Source organism: Enterobacter sp. V89_11 (genome assembly GCF_029967775.1).
Taxonomy (GTDB): domain Bacteria; phylum Pseudomonadota; class Gammaproteobacteria; order Enterobacterales; family Enterobacteriaceae; genus Enterobacter; species Enterobacter ludwigii.
In genome coordinates this window covers 80098-98701 of record NZ_JASCAN010000016.1, presented here as the reverse complement: position 1 = coordinate 98701, position 18604 = coordinate 80098, and the positions used below count along the sequence as shown (strand labels likewise).

The 18604-nt window shown below is 54.9% G+C and carries 18 protein-coding genes and 2 tRNA genes; 18 read left to right on the top strand and 2 right to left on the bottom strand.

Annotated features, from left to right (window positions below):
• Positions 1-99 precede the first annotated feature (99 nt).
• Both QLG09_RS14045 and QLG09_RS14040 read left to right on the top strand, forming a co-directional pair.
• Positions 100-174: transfer RNA gene (locus QLG09_RS14045), tRNA-Gln, on the top strand.
• Positions 175-210: 36 nt separating this feature from the next.
• Positions 211-285: transfer RNA gene (locus QLG09_RS14040), tRNA-Gln, on the top strand.
• A 96-nt stretch (positions 286-381) separates the two neighbouring features.
• On the opposite strand, the gene ubiF is transcribed toward QLG09_RS14040, so the two are convergent.
• Positions 382-1557 (bottom strand): 3-demethoxyubiquinol 3-hydroxylase, encoded by a 1176-nt coding sequence (gene ubiF / locus QLG09_RS14035; RefSeq protein ID WP_047357105.1) that lies wholly within the window; start codon positions 1555-1557, stop codon positions 382-384.
• A 136-nt stretch (positions 1558-1693) separates the two neighbouring features.
• Between ubiF and miaB the strand changes: the two genes are divergently transcribed.
• From miaB to rihA, 10 genes are all read left to right on the top strand, one after another.
• Complete coding sequence (gene miaB / locus QLG09_RS14030) at positions 1694-3118, top strand: tRNA (N6-isopentenyl adenosine(37)-C2)-methylthiotransferase MiaB (protein ID WP_020884986.1); 1425 nt, start codon at positions 1694-1696, stop codon at positions 3116-3118.
• Between the two features lie 164 nt (positions 3119-3282).
• Positions 3283-4329 (top strand): PhoH family protein, encoded by a 1047-nt coding sequence (locus QLG09_RS14025; protein WP_049023569.1) that lies wholly within the window; start codon positions 3283-3285, stop codon positions 4327-4329.
• Positions 4326-4793 carry an rRNA maturation RNase YbeY gene (gene ybeY / locus QLG09_RS14020; protein WP_040016936.1) on the top strand — a complete coding sequence of 156 codons (468 nt, stop codon included), beginning with the start codon at positions 4326-4328 and terminating at the stop codon, positions 4791-4793. Before QLG09_RS14025 ends, ybeY begins: the two co-directional genes overlap by 4 nt.
• Positions 4794-4882: 89 nt before the next feature.
• Positions 4883-5761, top strand: a complete 879-nt coding sequence (gene corC, locus QLG09_RS14015) for a CNNM family magnesium/cobalt transport protein CorC (protein WP_020884989.1) — start codon at positions 4883-4885, stop codon at positions 5759-5761.
• A 5-nt stretch (positions 5762-5766) separates the two neighbouring features.
• The gene (gene lnt, locus QLG09_RS14010) at positions 5767-7305 is read left to right on the top strand and encodes an apolipoprotein N-acyltransferase (protein ID WP_049023570.1); all 1539 of its coding nucleotides are present in this window, start codon (positions 5767-5769) and stop codon (positions 7303-7305) included.
• A 331-nt stretch (positions 7306-7636) separates the two neighbouring features.
• Positions 7637-8542 (top strand): amino acid ABC transporter substrate-binding protein, encoded by a 906-nt coding sequence (locus QLG09_RS14005; protein WP_020884991.1) that lies wholly within the window; start codon positions 7637-7639, stop codon positions 8540-8542.
• Between the two features lie 155 nt (positions 8543-8697).
• Complete coding sequence (locus QLG09_RS14000; protein ID WP_020884992.1) at positions 8698-9438, top strand: amino acid ABC transporter permease; 741 nt, start codon at positions 8698-8700, stop codon at positions 9436-9438.
• Entirely contained in the window at positions 9438-10112 is a 675-nt protein-coding gene (gltK, locus tag QLG09_RS13995) for a glutamate/aspartate ABC transporter permease GltK (protein ID WP_014169128.1), read from the top strand. The genes QLG09_RS14000 and gltK overlap by 1 nt, the downstream gene beginning before the upstream one ends.
• Positions 10112-10837: an amino acid ABC transporter ATP-binding protein gene (locus QLG09_RS13990; protein WP_014169127.1), complete on the top strand. Its 726-nt coding sequence runs from the start codon at positions 10112-10114 to the stop codon at positions 10835-10837. Before gltK ends, QLG09_RS13990 begins: the two co-directional genes overlap by 1 nt.
• Positions 10838-10957: 120 nt before the next feature.
• Positions 10958-11902, top strand: coding sequence for a pyrimidine-specific ribonucleoside hydrolase RihA (gene rihA / locus QLG09_RS13985; protein WP_049023571.1), 945 nt, complete (start codon positions 10958-10960; stop codon positions 11900-11902).
• Positions 11903-11981: 79 nt separating this feature from the next.
• Here the strand turns inward: rihA and QLG09_RS13980 are convergent, their stop codons facing one another.
• Positions 11982-12464, bottom strand: a complete 483-nt coding sequence (locus tag QLG09_RS13980; protein ID WP_025204671.1) for a zinc ribbon-containing protein — start codon at positions 12462-12464, stop codon at positions 11982-11984.
• Between the two features lie 214 nt (positions 12465-12678).
• On the opposite strand from QLG09_RS13980, the gene leuS reads away from it, so the two are divergent.
• The 6 genes from leuS to rlmH all read left to right on the top strand — a co-directional run bounded on the left by leuS (position 12679) and on the right by rlmH (position 18593).
• Positions 12679-15261, top strand: coding sequence for a leucine--tRNA ligase (gene leuS / locus QLG09_RS13975; protein WP_049023572.1), 2583 nt, complete (start codon positions 12679-12681; stop codon positions 15259-15261).
• Between the two features lie 14 nt (positions 15262-15275).
• A complete protein-coding gene (gene lptE / locus QLG09_RS13970) occupies positions 15276-15845 on the top strand; it encodes an LPS assembly lipoprotein LptE (protein WP_282488993.1) in 570 nt (189 codons plus the stop codon).
• Positions 15845-16876, top strand: a complete 1032-nt coding sequence (gene holA / locus QLG09_RS13965) for a DNA polymerase III subunit delta (RefSeq protein WP_049023575.1) — start codon at positions 15845-15847, stop codon at positions 16874-16876. Before lptE ends, holA begins: the two co-directional genes overlap by 1 nt.
• Positions 16869-17534: a nicotinate-nucleotide adenylyltransferase gene (gene nadD, locus QLG09_RS13960; RefSeq protein ID WP_049023577.1), complete on the top strand. Its 666-nt coding sequence runs from the start codon at positions 16869-16871 to the stop codon at positions 17532-17534. The genes holA and nadD overlap by 8 nt, the downstream gene beginning before the upstream one ends.
• Positions 17535-17804: 270 nt before the next feature.
• Positions 17805-18122 (top strand): ribosome silencing factor, encoded by a 318-nt coding sequence (gene rsfS, locus QLG09_RS13955; protein ID WP_003858696.1) that lies wholly within the window; start codon positions 17805-17807, stop codon positions 18120-18122.
• A gap of 3 nt (positions 18123-18125) precedes the next feature.
• A complete protein-coding gene (gene rlmH, locus QLG09_RS13950) occupies positions 18126-18593 on the top strand; it encodes a 23S rRNA (pseudouridine(1915)-N(3))-methyltransferase RlmH (RefSeq protein ID WP_003858701.1) in 468 nt (155 codons plus the stop codon).
• The last annotated feature ends 11 nt before the right edge of the window (positions 18594-18604 follow it).

Genomic DNA, 18604 nt, shown 5'->3' with positions numbered 1-18604 from the left:
GAGCACATCACTCATAATGATGGGGTCACAGGTTCGAATCCCGTCGTAGCCACCAAATTAGTCATCTGTCGAATGATTCGGTAGACGAGAAAAAATTGTTGGGGTATCGCCAAGCGGTAAGGCACCGGATTCTGATTCCGGCATTCCGAGGTTCGAATCCTCGTACCCCAGCCAATTTAAAAAGTCGTTAAGCACATTGTTTAACGCAATTGGGGTGTCGCCAAGCGGTAAGGCTCTGGTTTCTGATACCAGCATTCCGGGGTTCGAATCCCTGCACCCCAGCCACTTAGTAACAAAAAAGCCCGCTCTGCGGGCTTTTTTGTTTTTGTTGGATTATGTACCGCATCCGAAAGCCCTCTCCCGCAGGAGAAGGCACTCAGATTAAAGGCCTAACGCGTACTTCAGTGCCTGACGTTTCAGCCCACCGGCACGCTCCGCCGCCATCAACCCAATGTTACGCAGAATGCGCACCGGACCAAGATCGTTACTGAACCCGGCGTAAAACAGATCCATCCCCGACTGCATGATAAAGTTATCCGCCATACGCCGCGTCTGGTAACGTTTCAGTACCGGATGGCTGGCCCAGGCCTCCGCGTGAGCGCGCGCATTGCCCAGCACATCCAGTAAAGCCTCAACGTCACGGTATCCCAGGTTCACGCCCTGCCCCGCCAGCGGGTGAATGGTGTGTGCCGCATCCCCCACCAGCGCCAGCCCTGCACGGGCATACTGCAATGCATGGCGACGGGTAAGCGGAAACGCCCCGGCGGCAACCGGCATGACGTTGCCCAGACGGCGTGGGAAGTGCTGATGGATCTCTCGCTGCAACTGCTCCATTGAAAGCCCCTGCAACTGACGAATGCGCGCCGGTTTGTCATACCACACCAGCGACGCCCAGCGATCAAACAACGGTAAAAAGGCATGCGGGCCATTCGGGGTAAAGTGCTGCCAGGTGCTCTCACCCGGGTCATTCTCACACTGCACGGTGATCAGCATGCACGCCTGCTGGTACTGCCAGGCATGAATGCCAATTCCCGCCATTTGCCTGACCTGTGAGTTGGCACCATCCGCTCCGACAACCAGCCTCGCGGCCAGCTCATCACCCTTATCCAGCTCAAGCAAATACCCGCCTTCGTGGGGATGCAGTGCGTTAAGTGACGCCGGGACGCGCAGCGCCACTTTCGGATGCGCCTCCAGGGCCTGCCAGAGCGCCAGCTGGAGGACCGTGTTTTCCACCATATAGCCCAGACGGGGCAGCTTCAGTTCAGCGGCATCAAACGCGACATGCGCATTCTCCCACTCCCAGGTTTCGAGACGGCTGTAGGGGTGCGCGCGCATCCCGAGCACGGCATCCCAGACGCCCAGCCCGCGCAGCAGATCGACAGAGGCGGCGCTGATAGCTGAAATTCGCACATCCGGCTTTGCCATCGGGTCAAACGCAACAGGGGCAGCCTGCTCAATAACCGTCACCTCAAATCCCTGCTGCGCCAGCCCCAGCGCGAGTGCGCCGCCGACCATACCGCCGCCGACAACGGCAATTTCGGTTTGTTGGAGAGTCATGGTCAATTATCCTTAATGGTATATACCTTAAGTTTACCGGATTTTTTCGGTCTTGAGGTTGACAACCTTCATACTGGTCACAACCGCAGCAAAGCATTACAATACGCGCCCTGCATTCCTGAGCATGAGCAAGTCGATGACAAAAAAACTCCATATAAAAACCTGGGGCTGTCAGATGAACGAATACGATTCATCCAAGATGGCCGATCTGCTGGATGCCACGCACGGGTATCAACTGACTGACAACGCGAACGAAGCGGACGTGTTGCTGCTCAATACCTGTTCGATCCGTGAGAAGGCGCAGGAGAAGGTGTTCCATCAACTGGGCCGCTGGAAGCTTATCAAACGCAAAAGACCCGATGTGATCATTGGCGTGGGTGGCTGTGTGGCCTCGCAGGAAGGCAAACTGATCCGCCAGCGTGCTCACTATGTTGATATTATTTTTGGCCCGCAGACGCTGCACCGCCTGCCGGAGATGATCAACGCCGTTCGCGAGAATCGCCGCCCGGTGGTTGACGTAAGCTTCCCGGAAATCGAAAAATTTGACCGTCTGCCAGAACCACGCGCGGATGGTCCAACAGCCTACGTCTCCATTATGGAAGGCTGTAACAAGTACTGCACCTATTGCGTCGTACCGTATACCCGCGGCGAAGAAGTGAGCCGTCCGACCGACGACATTCTGTTTGAAGTGGCGCAACTGGCGGCACAGGGTGTGCGTGAAATTCACCTGCTGGGCCAGAACGTCAACGCCTGGCGCGGCGAGAACTACGACGGTACCACCGGCAGCTTTGCAGAACTGCTGCGCCTGGTGGCCGCGATCGACGGCATCGACCGCCTTCGCTTCACCACCAGCCACCCAATGGAATTTACCGATGACATCATTGATGTGTATCGCGATACGCCAGAGCTGGTGAGCTTCCTGCATCTGCCGATTCAGTGCGGTTCCGACCGCGTGCTGAACCTGATGGGACGTCCACATACGGTACTGGAGTACAAATCCATCATCCGCAAGCTGCGTGAAGCCCGTCCTGACATCCAGATTAGCTCCGACTTTATCGTTGGCTTCCCGGGCGAAACCACGGATGACTTTGAGCGCACGATGAAGCTTATTGGCGAAGTGAATTTTGACGTCAGCTACAGCTTTATCTTCTCAGCGCGTCCAGGTACTCCTGCGGCCGATATGGTCGACGATGTGCCGGAAGAAGAGAAAAAGCAGCGTCTGTATATTCTGCAGGAGCGTATCAACCAGCAGGCCAACGCCTGGAGCCGTCGTATGGTCGGCACCGTCCAGCGTATTCTGGTGGAAGGCACTTCCCGTAAGAGCATTATGGAGCTGTCAGGACGCACCGAAAATAACCGCGTCGTGAACTTTGAAGGCACGCCAGACATGGTCGGTAAATTTGTGGACGTGGAGATTGTCGACGTACTGACCAACTCCCTGCGCGCGAAAGTGGTCCGTACCGAAGACGAAATGGGTCTGCGCATCGCACAGTCGCCGGAATCCGTCATGTCCCGCACCCGCAAAGAAAGCGACGCTGGCGTCGGTATTTACCAGCCATAACGCCATCCGGCCTGCCGGTTCGGCAGGCCTTGTATTTCCTCTCATCGCCCCCAATATCTTCCGCAACGCTTGCGCCTTTATTCTATGGCGTGAATAATTTCGGTAATGACCGTTTTATTACGCCAGGTGGCACCGGGTCAGTTAAACAATCAAAGAGGAACAGTTTGAACATAGATACGCGTGAAATTAGCCTTGAGCCAGCAGACAACGCTCGCCTGCTGAGCCTGTGCGGGCCGTTTGATGACAACATCAAACAACTGGAGCGACGTCTGGGTATCGAAATCAATCGTCGCGATAATCATTTCAAACTCACAGGACGCCCTCTCTGCGTCAACGCCGCTGCGGATATTCTGCGTAGCCTGTATGTGGATACCGCCCCAATGCGCGGTGAAATACAGGATATCGAGCCAGAACAGATCCACCTCGCGATCAAAGAGGCGCGCGTGCTTGAGCAAAGCGCAGAAAGTGTGCCGGACTATGGCAAGGCCATCAATATTAAGACCAAACGTGGCGTTATTAAGCCGCGTACGCCAAACCAGGCGCAGTACATCGCCAACATTCTCGACCATGACATCACCTTCGGTGTGGGCCCGGCGGGTACGGGTAAAACCTATCTGGCCGTTGCCGCGGCGGTTGATGCGCTCGAACGCCAGGAGATTCGTCGCATCCTGCTGACCCGTCCGGCGGTGGAAGCGGGTGAAAAACTGGGCTTCCTGCCAGGCGATCTGAGCCAGAAGGTTGACCCTTACCTTCGTCCGTTATACGACGCACTGTTCGAGATGCTCGGCTTTGAGAAAGTGGAGAAGCTGATTGAGCGTAACGTGATTGAAGTTGCCCCGCTCGCCTATATGCGCGGCCGTACGCTGAATGATGCTTTCATTATTCTTGATGAAAGCCAGAACACCACCATCGAACAGATGAAAATGTTCCTGACACGTATCGGCTTTAACTCAAAAGCGGTCATTACCGGTGACGTCACGCAGATTGACCTGCCGCGCAGCACCAAATCGGGTCTGCGCCATGCCATTGAAGTGCTGGCCGACGTCGACGAAATCAGCTTTAACTTCTTCCACAGCGAAGACGTGGTCCGTCACCCGGTTGTGGCGCGCATCGTTAACGCTTATGAAACATGGGAAGAAGCAGATCAGAAGCGTAAGGCCGAACTGGCCGCAGAACGTAAGCGCGAAGCGCAGGAGCAAGAACAAAAATGAGTCAGGTGATCCTCGATTTACAACTGGCATGTGACGATAATTCCGGCTTGCCAGAAGAGGCGCAGTTTCAGACATGGCTGGATGCGGTTATCCCCCCGTTTCAGGAAGAATCAGAAGTCACGATTCGTCTGGTGGATGAAGCCGAAAGCCATGAGCTTAACCTGACCTACCGCGGGAAAGATAAGCCGACCAACGTGCTCTCTTTCCCCTTCGAAGCCCCGCCGGGAATTGAGATGCCGCTGCTGGGCGATCTGATCATCTGCCGCCAGGTCGTGGAACAGGAAGCTAAAGAGCAGCAAAAACCGCTGGAAGCCCACTGGGCGCATATGGTGGTACACGGTAGCCTGCATCTGCTCGGCTACGACCATATTGAAGATGACGAAGCGGAAGAGATGGAGTCCCTCGAGACAGAGATAATGCTTGCTCTGGGCTATGAGGATCCGTACATTGCCGAGAAAGAATAGTCAGTCGACCGACTGACTAACATGCCGCCGCGTAGGGAAATAGCGCGGCGGTAAACGTTGAACTAACAAGAGAACCCTTAACAAACGCCATGAGCGACGACAATTCACACAGTAGCGACACGACAAACACCAAAAAGGGATTTTTCTCCCTCATTCTGAACCAGCTTTTCCACGGCGAACCTAAAAACCGTGACGAACTGCTGGAGCTGATTCGTGATTCCGGGCAAAACGACCTTATCGATGAAGATACGCGCGAAATGCTCGAAGGGGTAATGGACATCGCCGACCAGCGCGTTCGCGACATCATGATCCCCCGCTCGCAGATGATCACCCTGAAACGTAACCAGCCTCTGGACGAGTGCCTCGATGTGATCATCGAATCCGCACACTCGCGTTTCCCGGTCATCAGCGAAGACAAAGATCACATTGAAGGGATTTTGATGGCGAAAGATCTGCTGCCGTTTATGCGCAGCGATGCCGAAGCCTTCAGCATGGAAAAAGTGTTACGCCAGGCCGTGGTTGTGCCGGAAAGTAAACGTGTGGATCGGATGCTGAAAGAGTTTCGCTCTCAGCGCTACCACATGGCGATTGTTATTGATGAATTTGGTGGCGTTTCCGGTCTCGTCACGATCGAAGATATCCTTGAGCTGATCGTGGGCGAAATCGAAGATGAGTATGACGAAGAAGAGGATATCGACTTCCGTCAGCTTAGCCGTCACACCTGGACCGTTCGCGCGCTGGCCTCAATTGAGGACTTTAACGACGCCTTTAGTACCCATTTCAGCGATGAAGAGGTCGATACTATTGGCGGGCTGGTGATGCAGGCCTTTGGCCACCTTCCGGCACGCGGCGAGACCGTTGACATCGACGGTTACCAGTTCAAAGTGGCAATGGCCGACAGCCGACGTATTATACAGGTTCATGTCAGAACGCCGGACGACTCACCGGTGCCAAAACTGGAAGATTAATGTAAATGGCATTTGCCCCATTACTTGAACGCCAGCGCGTACGTTTGTTGCTGGCGCTGTTACTCGGAGCCAGCGGAACGCTGGCTTTTTCTCCTTACGATATCTGGCCTGCAGCCATTCTCTCCCTGATGGGACTTCAGGGTTTAACCCTGAATCGTCGTCCCGTCCAGGCGGCAGCGATTGGCTACTTCTGGGGACTGGGGTTGTTTGGCTCCGGCATCAACTGGGTCTATGTCAGCATCGCCCAGTTTGGCGGTATGCCAGGACCCGTTAACGTCTTCCTCGTGGTGCTGCTGGCCGCTTATCTCTCGCTCTATACCGGTCTGTTCGCGGGTATCCTTTCTCGCCTGTGGCCAAAAACCACCTGGCTGCGCGTTGCCATTGCTGCGCCGGTTGTCTGGCAAATTACCGAGTTCCTTCGCGGCTGGGTACTGACCGGCTTCCCGTGGCTGCAGTTCGGTTACAGTCAGATTGATGGCCCGCTAAAGGGGCTTGCTCCGGTAATGGGCGTTGAAGCGATTAACTTCCTGTTGATGGTGGTGAGCGGACTGCTGGTCCTGGCGCTGGTCACACGTAGCTGGAAGACGCTGGTCGTGGCGCTGGTGTTGTTTGCCCTGCCTTTCCCACTGCGTTATATCCAGTGGTACAGCCTGGTGCCAGAGCGCACTACACAGGTTTCAATGGTGCAGGGGAATATCCCTCAGTCAATGAAATGGGACGAGAAAGAGCTGCTGAACACGCTGAAGATCTACGCTAACGCCACCGAGGCGGTCATGGGTAAATCGCAGCTGATCATCTGGCCAGAGTCGGCGATTCCGGATCTGGAAATTAACCAGCAGCCGTTCCTGAACATGATGAACGATCTACTGCTCGCTCGCGGCAGTACGCTGGTTACCGGGATTGTCGATGCGCGTCTGAATCAGCAGAACCGCTACGACACCTACAACACCATCATTACGCTGGGTAAAGACAGCGAATACAGCTACAACTCCACTGACCGGTATAACAAGAATCACCTGGTACCGTTTGGCGAATTTGTACCGCTGGAGTCCATTCTGCGCCCGTTAGCACCGTTTTTTGACCTGCCAATGTCCTCATTCAGCCGTGGCCCGTACGTTCAGCCCCAGCTGCATGCGCATGATTTTGCCCTGACGGCGGCCATCTGCTACGAAATTATCCTCGGCGAGCAGGTGCGCGATAACTTCCGTCCGGACACTGACTTCCTGCTGACTATCTCCAACGATGCCTGGTTTGGTAAGTCGATTGGCCCGTGGCAGCACTTCCAGATGGCGCGGATGCGCTCCCTGGAGCTGGCGCGCCCGCTGCTGCGTAGCACCAACAATGGCATTACCGCCGTGATTGGCCCGCAGGGCGAAATCCAGGCCATGATCCCGCAGTTCACCCGTGAAGTGCTGACGACCAACGTCACGCCTGCGACGGGCCTGACGCCTTATGCCCGCACCGGCAACTGGCCGCTGTGGATCCTGACCGCGCTGTTCGGATTTGGCGCGGTGCTGATGAGCTTGCGTCAGCGTCGTCGATAATTTCCCCTCCCTTCCCCTCTCCCGTTGGGAGAGGGCATTTCTGGCACGTCTCTTGCTTTATTTCCCCACGTAAACGCAGTTTGGCTTAACGTGCAACTTCGTCGCACCAGCGTAGATCACCGGTAGCACCGAAACGGTGCAACGAGAGATATTTGCCTCTGATTGGTGCGGCGCGCTTCGCAAAAATAAACAATAACGCAGCAAAATCTTTACATTAAGCCAGACTAAATGTTAACAAGCTTGCATAACACTGCACTCGCATAGCGCGAGATATAACAACATCACAATGGGTATCAATGCGTCACTGGCGCTGATAAGAAAGGAGTTGGGTATGCAATTACGTAAACTGGCCACAGCAATGCTGGTTATGGGGATGTCGGCAAGCGTCGTTCACGCTGAAGATGCTCCGGCTGCCGGGAGCACTCTCGACAAGATTGCCAAAAACGGCGTGATCGTGGTCGGCCACCGTGAATCTTCTGTCCCGTTCTCTTACTACGACAACACGCAAAAAGTCGTGGGCTATTCACAGGATTACTCCAACGCTATCGTTGAAGCTGTGAAGAAAAAGCTGAACAAACCTGACCTGCAGGTGAAGCTGATTCCAATCACTTCACAAAACCGTATTCCACTGCTGCAAAACGGCACATTCGATTTTGAGTGCGGTTCCACCACCAACAACCTTGAGCGTCAGAAACAGGCTGCCTTCTCTGACACCATCTTCGTCGTGGGCACCCGCCTGCTGACCAAGAAAGGCGGCGAGATCAAAGACTTTGCGGACCTGAAAGGCAAAGCCGTCGTTGTTACCTCCGGTACCACTTCCGAAGTGCTGCTGCACAAGCTGAACGACGAGAAGAAAATGGATATGCGCATCATCAGCGCGAAAGATCATGGCGACTCTTTCCGTACCCTGGAAAGTGGCCGTGCTGTGGCGTTTATGATGGATGATGCCCTGCTGGCAGGCGAACGTGCAAAAGCGAAGAAACCAGACAACTGGGATATCGTCGGCACGGCGCAATCTAAAGAAGCGTACGGCTGTATGCTGCGTAAAGACGATCCGCAGTTCAAGAAGCTGATCGATGACACCATCGCTCAGGTTCAGACCTCCGGTGAAGCGGAAAAATGGTTCGATAAATGGTTCAAGAACCCGATTCCACCCAAAAATCTTAACATGAACTTCGAACTGTCTGACGACATGAAAGCGCTGTTCAAATCACCAAACGACAAGGCTCTTAACTAATTAGAACAACAGGGGCGGGATCTCCTGCCCTCTCGATTGTCGGGAAGCATGGACAGACTATACGTTGAGTGGTCGTTCCCCACTCAGCGCGAAAAATGAGCTTCTCACCAATCTTCGAGGGTAGCGCTGCTACCCTTTTTTTTCTGGAGTTTATTATGTCAATAGACTGGAACTGGGGCATATTCCTGCAACAAGCCCCGTTCGGCAACACCACCTATCTTGGCTGGCTGTGGAGCGGTTTTCAGGTTACCGTCGCCTTATCGATCACGGCGTGGATTATCGCGTTTCTTGTCGGTTCACTGTTCGGTATTTTGCGCACCGTACCTAACCGTTTTCTCTCATCTCTCGGCACCCTGTATGTGGAACTGTTCCGTAACGTTCCGCTGATTGTGCAATTTTTCACCTGGTATCTGGTCGTCCCGGAACTGCTGCCGGAAAATATTGGTATGTGGTTTAAGTCGGAACTGGATCCGAACGTGCAGTTCTTTGTCTCCTCCATGCTCTGTCTGGGGCTCTTCACCGCCGCGCGCGTTTGCGAGCAGGTGCGTGCCGCCATTCAGTCACTGCCGCGCGGACAAAAAAATGCTGGGCTGGCGATGGGCCTGACGCTGCCACAAACTTACCGCTACGTACTGCTGCCTAACGCTTACCGCGTCATTGTTCCACCAATGACGTCTGAGATGATGAACCTGGTGAAAAACTCGGCCATCGCCTCGACCATTGGTCTGGTGGATATGGCCGCACAGGCAGGCAAGCTGCTGGATTATTCCGCCCACGCGTGGGAATCCTTCACGGCGATCACACTCGCCTATGTTCTGATTAACACTTTCATCATGCTGGTGATGAACCTGGTTGAACGCAAAATCCGCCTGCCGGGCAATCTGGGGGGCAAATAATGTACGAATTTGACTGGAGTTCTATCGTTCCATCCATGCCTTACCTGCTGGATGGCCTGCTGATCACCTTAAAAATCACCGTGATTGCTATTGTGGTGGGTATCGTCTGGGGCACCCTGCTGGCGGTCATGCGCCTGTCGGCCTTTAAACCGTTCGCCTGGTTTGCCACGGCCTATGTTAACGTTTTCCGCTCCATCCCCCTGGTGATGGTACTGCTGTGGTTTTACCTGATTGTTCCCGGCTTTCTGCAAAACGTGCTGGGGCTGTCGCCGAAAACCGATATCCGCCTGATCTCCGCGATGGTCGCGTTCTCAATGTTTGAGGCTGCCTACTATTCAGAGATTATCCGAGCGGGTATTCAGAGTATTTCCCGTGGGCAGTCCAGCGCCGCGCTGGCGCTGGGGATGACGCACTGGCAATCCATGCAGCTCATTATTCTGCCGCAGGCGTTTCGCGCCATGGTTCCCCTCCTGCTGACCCAGGGCATCGTACTGTTCCAGGATACCTCTCTGGTCTACGTATTGAGCCTGGCAGACTTCTTCCGTACCGCGTCTACCATCGGTGAACGTGACGGTACGCAGGTCGAAATGGTGCTCTTCGCGGGTGGCGTCTATTTTGTGATTAGTTTAAGCGCGTCGCTGTTGGTCAGCTGGCTGAAGAAAAGGACTGTATAATGATTTCCCTGAAAAATGTTTCTAAATGGTATGGGCACTTTCAGGTGCTGACCGACTGCTCAACCGAAGTGAAAAAAGGTGACGTGGTGGTGGTATGTGGGCCATCCGGCTCCGGTAAATCCACGCTGATCAAAACCGTTAACGGCCTGGAGCCGGTGCAGCAAGGAGAGATCCTCGTCAACGGCACCAAAGTCAATGACAGGAAAACCAACCTTGCTCAGCTGCGTTCCCACGTCGGCATGGTGTTCCAGCACTTTGAGCTGTTTCCGCACCTCTCCATTATCGAGAACCTGACGCTGGCGCAGGTAAAAGTGCTGAAACGCGATAAAAAGCTCGCGCGCGATAAAGGTCTGAAACTGCTGGAACGCGTGGGGCTCTCTGCGCATGCTGATAAATTTCCGGCGCAGCTCTCTGGCGGTCAGCAGCAGCGTGTGGCTATTGCCCGCGCCCTGTGTATGGATCCGGTCGCCATGCTGTTTGATGAACCGACTTCTGCTCTCGATCCCGAGATGATCAACGAAGTGCTGGACGTAATGGTTGAGCTGGCGCACGAAGGGATGACGATGATGGTGGTGACCCACGAAATGGGCTTTGCCCGCAAAGTGGCGAACCGCGTGATCTTCATGGACGAAGGGAAGATTGTTGAAGACTCGCCGAAAGAAGAGTTCTTCGCCAATCCTAAATCCGAGCGAGCAAAAGACTTCCTCGCCAAAATCCTGCACTAATCTCCCCGGTGCGCAATCTGCGGATTGCGCACTGCTTCACGCTTTAGCTCTCTTCTTCTCGTCGGCGTCACATTGCAGCGTTAACCTTGTCACAAAATAATGCTACGTATGGAGCACGCTATGGCACAACCTATCCTTCTCGATTGCGACCCGGGTCATGATGACGCGATCGCCCTCGTCCTTGCACTTGCCTCCCCTGAACTGGACGTCAAAGCCGTTACGTCCTCTGCCGGAAACCAGACCCCGGAGAAAACGCTGCGTAACGTCCTGCGTATGCTGACGTTGCTCAAACGCACCGATATTCCGGTCGCCGGTGGTGCCGTCAAACCGCTTATGCGCGATCTGATCATTGCCGACAACGTGCACGGTGAAAGTGGGCTGGATGGCCCGGCACTGCCCGAACCGGGGTTTGAAGCGCAACCCTGCACCGCCGTAGAGCTGATGGCGAAAGTGCTGCGTGAAAGCGCGGAACCGGTCACGCTGGTGGCCACCGGCCCGCAAACCAACGTTGCGCTGCTGCTGAACAGCCATCCGGAATTGCACAGTAAAATCGCCCGAATCGTGATCATGGGCGGCGCAATGGGACTCGGGAACTGGACGCCAGCGGCGGAATTCAACATTTTTGTCGATCCGGAAGCCGCAGAGATTGTCTTCCAGTCTGGCCTGCCGATTGTCATGGCCGGCCTGGACGTTACCCATCGCGCACAAATAATGGCGCACGACATTGCGCGCTTTCGTGCCATTGGCAACCCGGTGGCGACAACCGTCGCAGAATTGCTGGACTTCTTTATGGCGTATCACAAAGCCGAGAAATGGGGTTTTCACGGCGCGCCGCTGCACGATCCGTGCACCATTGCCTGGCTGCTCAAACCGGAGATGTTTACCACGGTAGAACGGTGGGTAGGCGTGGAAACCCAGGGGAAATACACTCAGGGTATGACGGTGGTGGACTACTATTCGCTGACGGGCAATCAACCCAACACCACGCTGATGGTGGATATCGACCGGGAAGCGTTCGTGGATTTGCTGGCGGAAAGACTCAACTATTACAGTCAGACCCGGTAAGCGATGGCTACCGGGCATTGTAGACTGCTCTGTGGCCTGATGCCCTCCCTCTGACCTGAAGGCAGAGGGCGGCTTTTACTTAAGGCTCAAACGGCCGACGCTGGAACTGATCGTGTCCACACTTTGGACACAGCGGCAACACATCCGGCGTATAGACCGCAATGTGGTGATGGCATTTCTCGCACACCAGATTCCCCAGCCCGACCACTTCTCCGCTGTGATAGACCCCGTGGTGGTTGAGGTCCTGAAAGACTTCACGCCACTCCAGCTGCGTTTTATCGGTGATATCCGCCAGCTCCTGCCACAGGCTTTCTTTAATTACCCGCATAAAAACGCTGTCGGTAACCTCGTTCTGACTCTCTTCGTAGCTTCGCGCAAACTCTTCCAGGTCGCGGCGTACGGCGCGCGTCACCTCTTCCACTTCGGTTCGCGTTAACTCACCCGTTTGCGTCACGCGGGCCCGCGCCTGTTCCACCAGCGCATCGATATCACGCTCGCCGTTACGCAGCCGTTCCGTCAGTGTTGTCACCAGTTCTCGGTAAAATTGAGCAACCTTGTTCATCATTTTGCCTCCCGGGTAAGTAACTGACTCTAATAATAGACCTTATTTCGCCACCGCTTTGCCAGGTGAACCACAGACCCGACAAATTCCTCACGCGCGCATTTGTGCGAAAGGCTGTTTTGGCGCGGGCGTTTGGGCTATGCTATGCGGATCTGAATTACCACATCCATTGGCTACATTTGTAGCTGTATTGAAAACAGGACCACTGGCTGCCATGCAAGAGCAATACCGCCCGGAAGAGATAGAATCAAAAGTCCAGCAACACTGGGACGAGAAGCGCACCTTTGAAGTAACCGAAGACGAGAGCAAAGAGAAGTATTACTGCCTGTCGATGCTTCCCTATCCTTCTGGTCGACTACACATGGGCCACGTGCGTAACTACACCATTGGTGATGTGATTGCCCGCTACCAGCGTATGCTCGGCAAAAACGTCCTGCAGCCAATCGGCTGGGATGCGTTTGGTCTGCCTGCAGAAGGCGCGGCGGTCAAAAACAACACGGCACCTGCCCCGTGGACGTACGACAACATCGCGTACATGAAAAACCAGCTCAAAATGCTGGGCTTTGGCTATGACTGGAGCCGCGAGCTGGCGACCTGCACCCCGGAATACTACCGCTGGGAGCAGAAATTCTTCACCGAGCTGTACAAAAAAGGCCTGGTGTACAAGAAGACCTCTGCCGTTAACTGGTGCCCGAACGACCAGACCGTACTGGCGAACGAGCAGGTTATCGACGGCTGCTGCTGGCGTTGTGATACCAAAGTTGAGCGTAAAGAGATCCCACAGTGGTTTATCAAAATCACCGCCTACGCTGACGAGCTGCTGAACGATCTGGATAATCTGGATCACTGGCCTGATACCGTCAAGACTATGCAGCGTAACTGGATCGGCCGTTCAGAAGGCGTGGAGATCACCTTCAATGTTGAGAACGACGATCGGACCCTGACCGTCTACACTACCCGTCCGGACACCTTCATGGGTGCGACCTATCTGGCCGTGGCCGCTGGTCACCCGCTGGCGCAGAAAGCCGCGGAAAACAACCCGGAGCTGGCGGCCTTCATCGACGAGTGCCGCAACACCAAAGTGGCCGAAGCCGACATGGCGACGATGGAGAAGAAAGGCGTTGATACCGGCTTTAAGGCTATCCATCCCCTGACGGGCGAAGCAATCCCTGTGTGGGCAGCCAACTTCGTGCTGATGGAGTACGGTACGGGCGCCGTCATGGCCGTTCCAGGCCACGATCAGCGTGACTTCGAATTTGCCACCAAATATGGCCTGACCATCAAGCCTGTCATCCTCGCGGCTGACGGTTCTGAGCCAGACCTCTCCGCACAAGCCCTGACCGAAAAAGGCACCCTGTTCAACTCGGGTGAATTCAGCGGTCTGAGCTTTGAAGATGGCTTCAACGCGATTGCCGACAAGTTAGCGTCGCTGGGCGTCGGTGAGCGTAAAGTCAACTACCGCCTGCGCGACTGGGGTGTCTCTCGCCAGCGCTACTGGGGAGCACCTATCCCAATGGTGACGCTGGAAGATGGTACCGTGATGCCAACGCCAGAAGATCAACTCCCGGTGATCCTGCCGGAAGATGTGATCATGGACGGTATCACCAGCCCAATCAAAGCCGATCCTGAGTGGGCAAAAACGACCGTTAACGGCCAGCCAGCGCTGCGTGAAACTGACACCTTTGATACCTTTATGGAATCGTCATGGTACTACGCGCGTTACACCTGCCCGCAGTATCAGGAAGGCATGCTGGATTCCGATGCAGCAAACTACTGGCTGCCTGTGGACATCTACATCGGTGGTATTGAACACGCCATCATGCACCTGCTCTACTTCCGCTTCTTCCACAAGCTGATGCGCGACGCAGGCATGGTCAACTCTGACGAACCAGCAAAACAGCTGCTGTGTCAGGGAATGGTGCTGGCCGATGCCTTCTACTACGTCGGGGCGAACGGCGAGCGTAACTGGGTGTCTCCGGTTGACGCGATCGTTGAGCGCGACGAGAAAGGCCGTATCGTGAAGGCGAAAGACGCCGAAGGTCATGAACTGGTTTATACCGGCATGAGCAAGATGTCGAAGTCTAAAAACAACGGCATCGACCCTCAGGTGATGGTTGAGCGTTACGGCGCAGATACCGTGCGTCTGTTTATGATGTTTGCCTCTCCGGCTGACATGACCCTGGAATGGCAGGAATCGGGCGTTGAAGGGGCTAACCGCTTCCTGAAGCGTGTCTGGAAACTGGTTTACGAGCACACCTCTCAGGGTGATGCTCCGGCAGTGAACGTCGCGGCACTGACTGAAGATCAGCAGGCGCTGCGTCGTGATGTTCATAAAACGATTGCAAAAGTGACCGATGATATTGGTCGTCGTCAGACCTTCAATACCGCAATTGCGGCTATTATGGAACTGATGAACAAGCTGGCAAAAGCCCCGCAGGACGGCGAGCAGGATCGTGCCTTAATGCGTGAAGCGCTGCTGGCCGTCGTTCGCATGTTGAACCCGTTCACCCCGCACGTCAGCTTCACCCTCTGGCAGGAGCTGAAAGGCGAAGGTGATATCGACAACGCACCGTGGCCAGTGGCTGACGAATCCGCGATGGTGGAAAACACCACGCTGGTTGTGGTCCAGGTTAACGGCAAAGTTCGCGGTAAAATTACCGTGGCGGTCGATGCTACCGAAGAACAGGTTCGCGAACGCGCAGGCCAGGAACATCTGGTTGCGAAATATCTTGAGGGCGTTACCGTACGTAAAGTGATCTACGTACCGGGTAAATTGCTGAATCTGGTCGTTGGCTAAGCGCGGGAGGAAACGTGCGACAACTGGCAACAATACTCTTATCTCTGGCGGTGCTTGTCACCGCTGGTTGTGGCTGGCATCTGCGCAATACCACGGCAGTGCCTGCTGAAATGAAAACGATGATTTTCGACTCATCGGATCCGAATGGTCCACTCAGCCGGGCAATTCGAAACCAGCTGCGTCTTAATGATGTTGAGTTGATTGAGAAAGGGACGTTACGTCAGGATGTTCCATCCCTGCGCGTTCTGGGCTCAACCTTAGCCAAAGACACGGCGTCCATTTTCCAGGACGGCCGTACCGCAGAGTATCAGATGGTCCTGTCGGTTAATGCCGCCGTTCTGATCCTGGGTAAAGACATCTACCCAATCAGCACGAAAGTGTACCGTTCGTTCTTCGATAACCCGCAGACGGCTCTGGCAAAAGACGCCGAGCAGCAGATTATCATTAACGAAATGTACGATAAGGCCGCAGAGCAGCTGATCCGTAAGCTGCCGGGCGTTGCCGCGTCAACGAAACAGGGTTCTGACATCATCGAAAAACCGGATGCCATCACGCCTCCTGTTTCTGCCTCCATGGGTAACTGATGATCAGGCTGTATCCTGAACAACTCCGCGCGCAGCTCAATGAAGGGCTGCGCGCGGCGTATCTGCTTCTCGGAAACGATCCGCTATTACTTCAGGAAAGCCTGGATGCCGTCCGACAGGCGGCGGCCGCGCAGGGCTTTGATGAACACCACACTGTCCAACTGGATAACAACACCGACTGGAATGCCCTCTTCTCGCTTTGCCAGGCGATGAGCCTCTTCGCATCGCGCCAGACCATCCAGATCCTGCTGCCGGAGAATGGCCCTAACGCGGCCATCAATGAACAGCTGGCAACGCTGGTCGGTCTGCTGCACAGCGATCTGCTGTTTATTGTGCGCGGCAACAAGCTCACCAAAGCGCAGGAAAACGCGGCCTGGTTTACCCAGCTCGCGGCCAATGCGGTTATGGTGGCCTGTCAGACGCCTGAGCAAGCCCATCTGCCAAAATGGGTCGCGACAAGAGCGAAGCAAAACAATCTTCAGCTGGACGACGCCGCAAACCAGCTTCTCTGCTACTGCTATGAAGGTAACCTGCTGGCACTGGCGCAGGCGCTGGACAGGCTCTCCCTGCTCTGGCCAGACGGTAAGCTGACACTGCCACGCGTGGAGCAGGCCGTTAACGATGCCGCGCACTTTACGCCCTTCCACTGGGTGGATGCGCTGCTGGCAGCGAAAAGCAAACGCGCCCTGCATATATTGCAACAGCTGCGTCTGGAAGGTAGCGAACCGGTTATTTTGCTGCGCACCCTTCAGCGTGAATTATTACTGCTGATTACGCTCAAGCGTCAGTCTGCACATACGCCATTACGTTCGCTGTTTGATAAACATCGGGTGTGGCAAAACCGTCGGGCGATGACCACCGAGGCCATCAACCGCCTGAGTCATGAACAGCTGCGTCAGGCCGTGCAGCTTCTGATGCGCGCTGAGCTTACGTTGAAACAAGATTATGGTCAGTCGGTCTGGGCGGAGCTGGAAAGTCTCTCTCTGCTGCTCTGCCATAAGGCGCTGGCAGACGTATTTATCGATGGATAGTATGCATTCTTTACAGGCCCTGTACGGTGGTACCTTCGACCCGGTCCATTACGGACATCTGAAGCCGGTTGAAATTCTGGCGAATCTGATCGGCCTTCAGCGCGTAATCATCATGCCCAATAATGTGCCGCCACACCGTCCGCAACCTGAGGCGAGCAGCGAGCAGAGAAAAGAGATGCTCGCTCTGGCCATCGCGGATAAACCGCTTTTTAGCCTTGATGAGCGAGAATTGCGCCGCAACACACCGTCCTGGACGTCGCAAACGCTGCAGGAGTGGCGAGCCGAGCAAGGGCCGGACACGCCGCTGGCCTTTATTATTGGTCAGGACTCCCTGCTCAATTTTCCCACCTGGCACCAGTATGAAACGATTCTGGAAAACAGCCACCTGCTTGTCTGTCGCCGTCCGGGCTATCCGCTGACCATGCGAGAAGAGCAGTATCAGCAGTGGCTTGAGGCGCATCTCACAGACAATATTGAAGACTTGCACAACCAGCCTGCCGGGAAGATTTATCTGGCAGAGACGCCGTGGTTCGATATTTCTGCGACCCTCATTCGCGAGCGTCTGCAGCAAGGATTAGCCTGTGACGATCTGCTGCCATCAGCTGTGCTGGACTACATTCACGCGCATGGGTTGTATCAGAAAAGCGCAGACGCATAGCGGGGGCGCATGAAAAAGCGGCGTAATGATTATCCTGCCTTGACAGGTTAAGCCATACTGTTATCCTCCGCTGCCAGACTTTCCCGCCGATCATTGCTTTACAGAAATTGTTTTACAAAAATGGCGATGCAATCTCAGGCGGAGGGTGGGATGATACCCGCCTTCAAAAGCCCGGCCGGAGACATTTGTCCCGACACTGGCGTCAGTTCAGGTATACTGTCTGGCCACGAATTCATAGTTATACAATCTCATTCACCCCAGGGGGAAAACTTGCAGGGTAAAGCACTCCAGGATTTTGTTATCGACAAAATTGATGACCTGAAAGGTCAGGACATCATCGCTATCGACGTTAAGGGTAAATCCAGCATCACCGACTGCATGATTATCTGCACCGGTACTTCAACGCGTCATGTTGTTTCGATTGCCGACCACGTTGTTCAGGAATCGCGTGCAGCAGGCCTGTTACCGCTTGGCGTTGAAGGTGAAGCGACCGCTGACTGGGTGGTTGTCGATCTCGGCGATGTGATTGTCCATGTCATGCAGGAAGAGAGCCGTCGCCTGTATGAGCTGGAAAAACTCTGGGGTTAATGCGTGAAGTTGCAACTGGTCGCCGTCGGCACCAAAATGCCGGACTGGGTACAAACCGGTTTTACTGAATATCTGCGTCGTTTTCCAAAAGACATGCCGTTCGAACTGGTGGAAATTCCCGCCGGGAAACGCGGCAAGAACGCCGATATCAAACGTATTCTCGATAAAGAGGGAGAGCTGATGCTGGCTGCCGCAGGCAAAAACCGCATCGTCACCCTCGATATTCCAGGTAAACCCTGGGATACGCCGCAGCTGGCGCACGAACTGGAGCGCTGGAAGCAGGATGGTCGTGACGTCAGTCTGTTGATTGGCGGGCCTGAAGGGTTATCTCCTGCCTGCAAAGCGGCGGCAGAACAAAGTTGGTCTCTCTCCGCGCTGACGCTTCCCCACCCGCTCGTTCGGGTACTGGTGGCAGAAAGCCTGTATCGCGCGTGGAGCATTACTACCAACCACCCATATCACCGCGAGTAGTGACTGACCAG

Excerpts from the sequence above, each read along its gene's own strand:
- ubiF (WP_047357105.1), bottom strand. The coding sequence starts at position 1,557 with ATGACTCTCCAACAAACCGAAATTGCCGTTGTCGGCGGCGGTATGGTC.
- miaB (WP_020884986.1), top strand. The coding sequence starts at position 1,694 with ATGACAAAAAAACTCCATATAAAAACCTGGGGCTGTCAGATGAACGAA.
- ybeY (WP_040016936.1), top strand. The coding sequence starts at position 4,326 with ATGAGTCAGGTGATCCTCGATTTACAACTGGCATGTGACGATAATTCC.
- corC (WP_020884989.1), top strand. The coding sequence starts at position 4,883 with ATGAGCGACGACAATTCACACAGTAGCGACACGACAAACACCAAAAAG.
- lnt (WP_049023570.1), top strand. The coding sequence starts at position 5,767 with ATGGCATTTGCCCCATTACTTGAACGCCAGCGCGTACGTTTGTTGCTG.
- QLG09_RS14005 (WP_020884991.1), top strand. The coding sequence starts at position 7,637 with ATGCAATTACGTAAACTGGCCACAGCAATGCTGGTTATGGGGATGTCG.
- QLG09_RS14000 (WP_020884992.1), top strand. The coding sequence starts at position 8,698 with ATGTCAATAGACTGGAACTGGGGCATATTCCTGCAACAAGCCCCGTTC.
- gltK (WP_014169128.1), top strand. The coding sequence starts at position 9,438 with ATGTACGAATTTGACTGGAGTTCTATCGTTCCATCCATGCCTTACCTG.
- QLG09_RS13990 (WP_014169127.1), top strand. The coding sequence starts at position 10,112 with ATGATTTCCCTGAAAAATGTTTCTAAATGGTATGGGCACTTTCAGGTG.
- rihA (WP_049023571.1), top strand. The coding sequence starts at position 10,958 with ATGGCACAACCTATCCTTCTCGATTGCGACCCGGGTCATGATGACGCG.
- QLG09_RS13980 (WP_025204671.1), bottom strand. The coding sequence starts at position 12,464 with ATGAACAAGGTTGCTCAATTTTACCGAGAACTGGTGACAACACTGACG.
- leuS (WP_049023572.1), top strand. The coding sequence starts at position 12,679 with ATGCAAGAGCAATACCGCCCGGAAGAGATAGAATCAAAAGTCCAGCAA.
- holA (WP_049023575.1), top strand. The coding sequence starts at position 15,845 with ATGATCAGGCTGTATCCTGAACAACTCCGCGCGCAGCTCAATGAAGGG.
- nadD (WP_049023577.1), top strand. The coding sequence starts at position 16,869 with ATGGATAGTATGCATTCTTTACAGGCCCTGTACGGTGGTACCTTCGAC.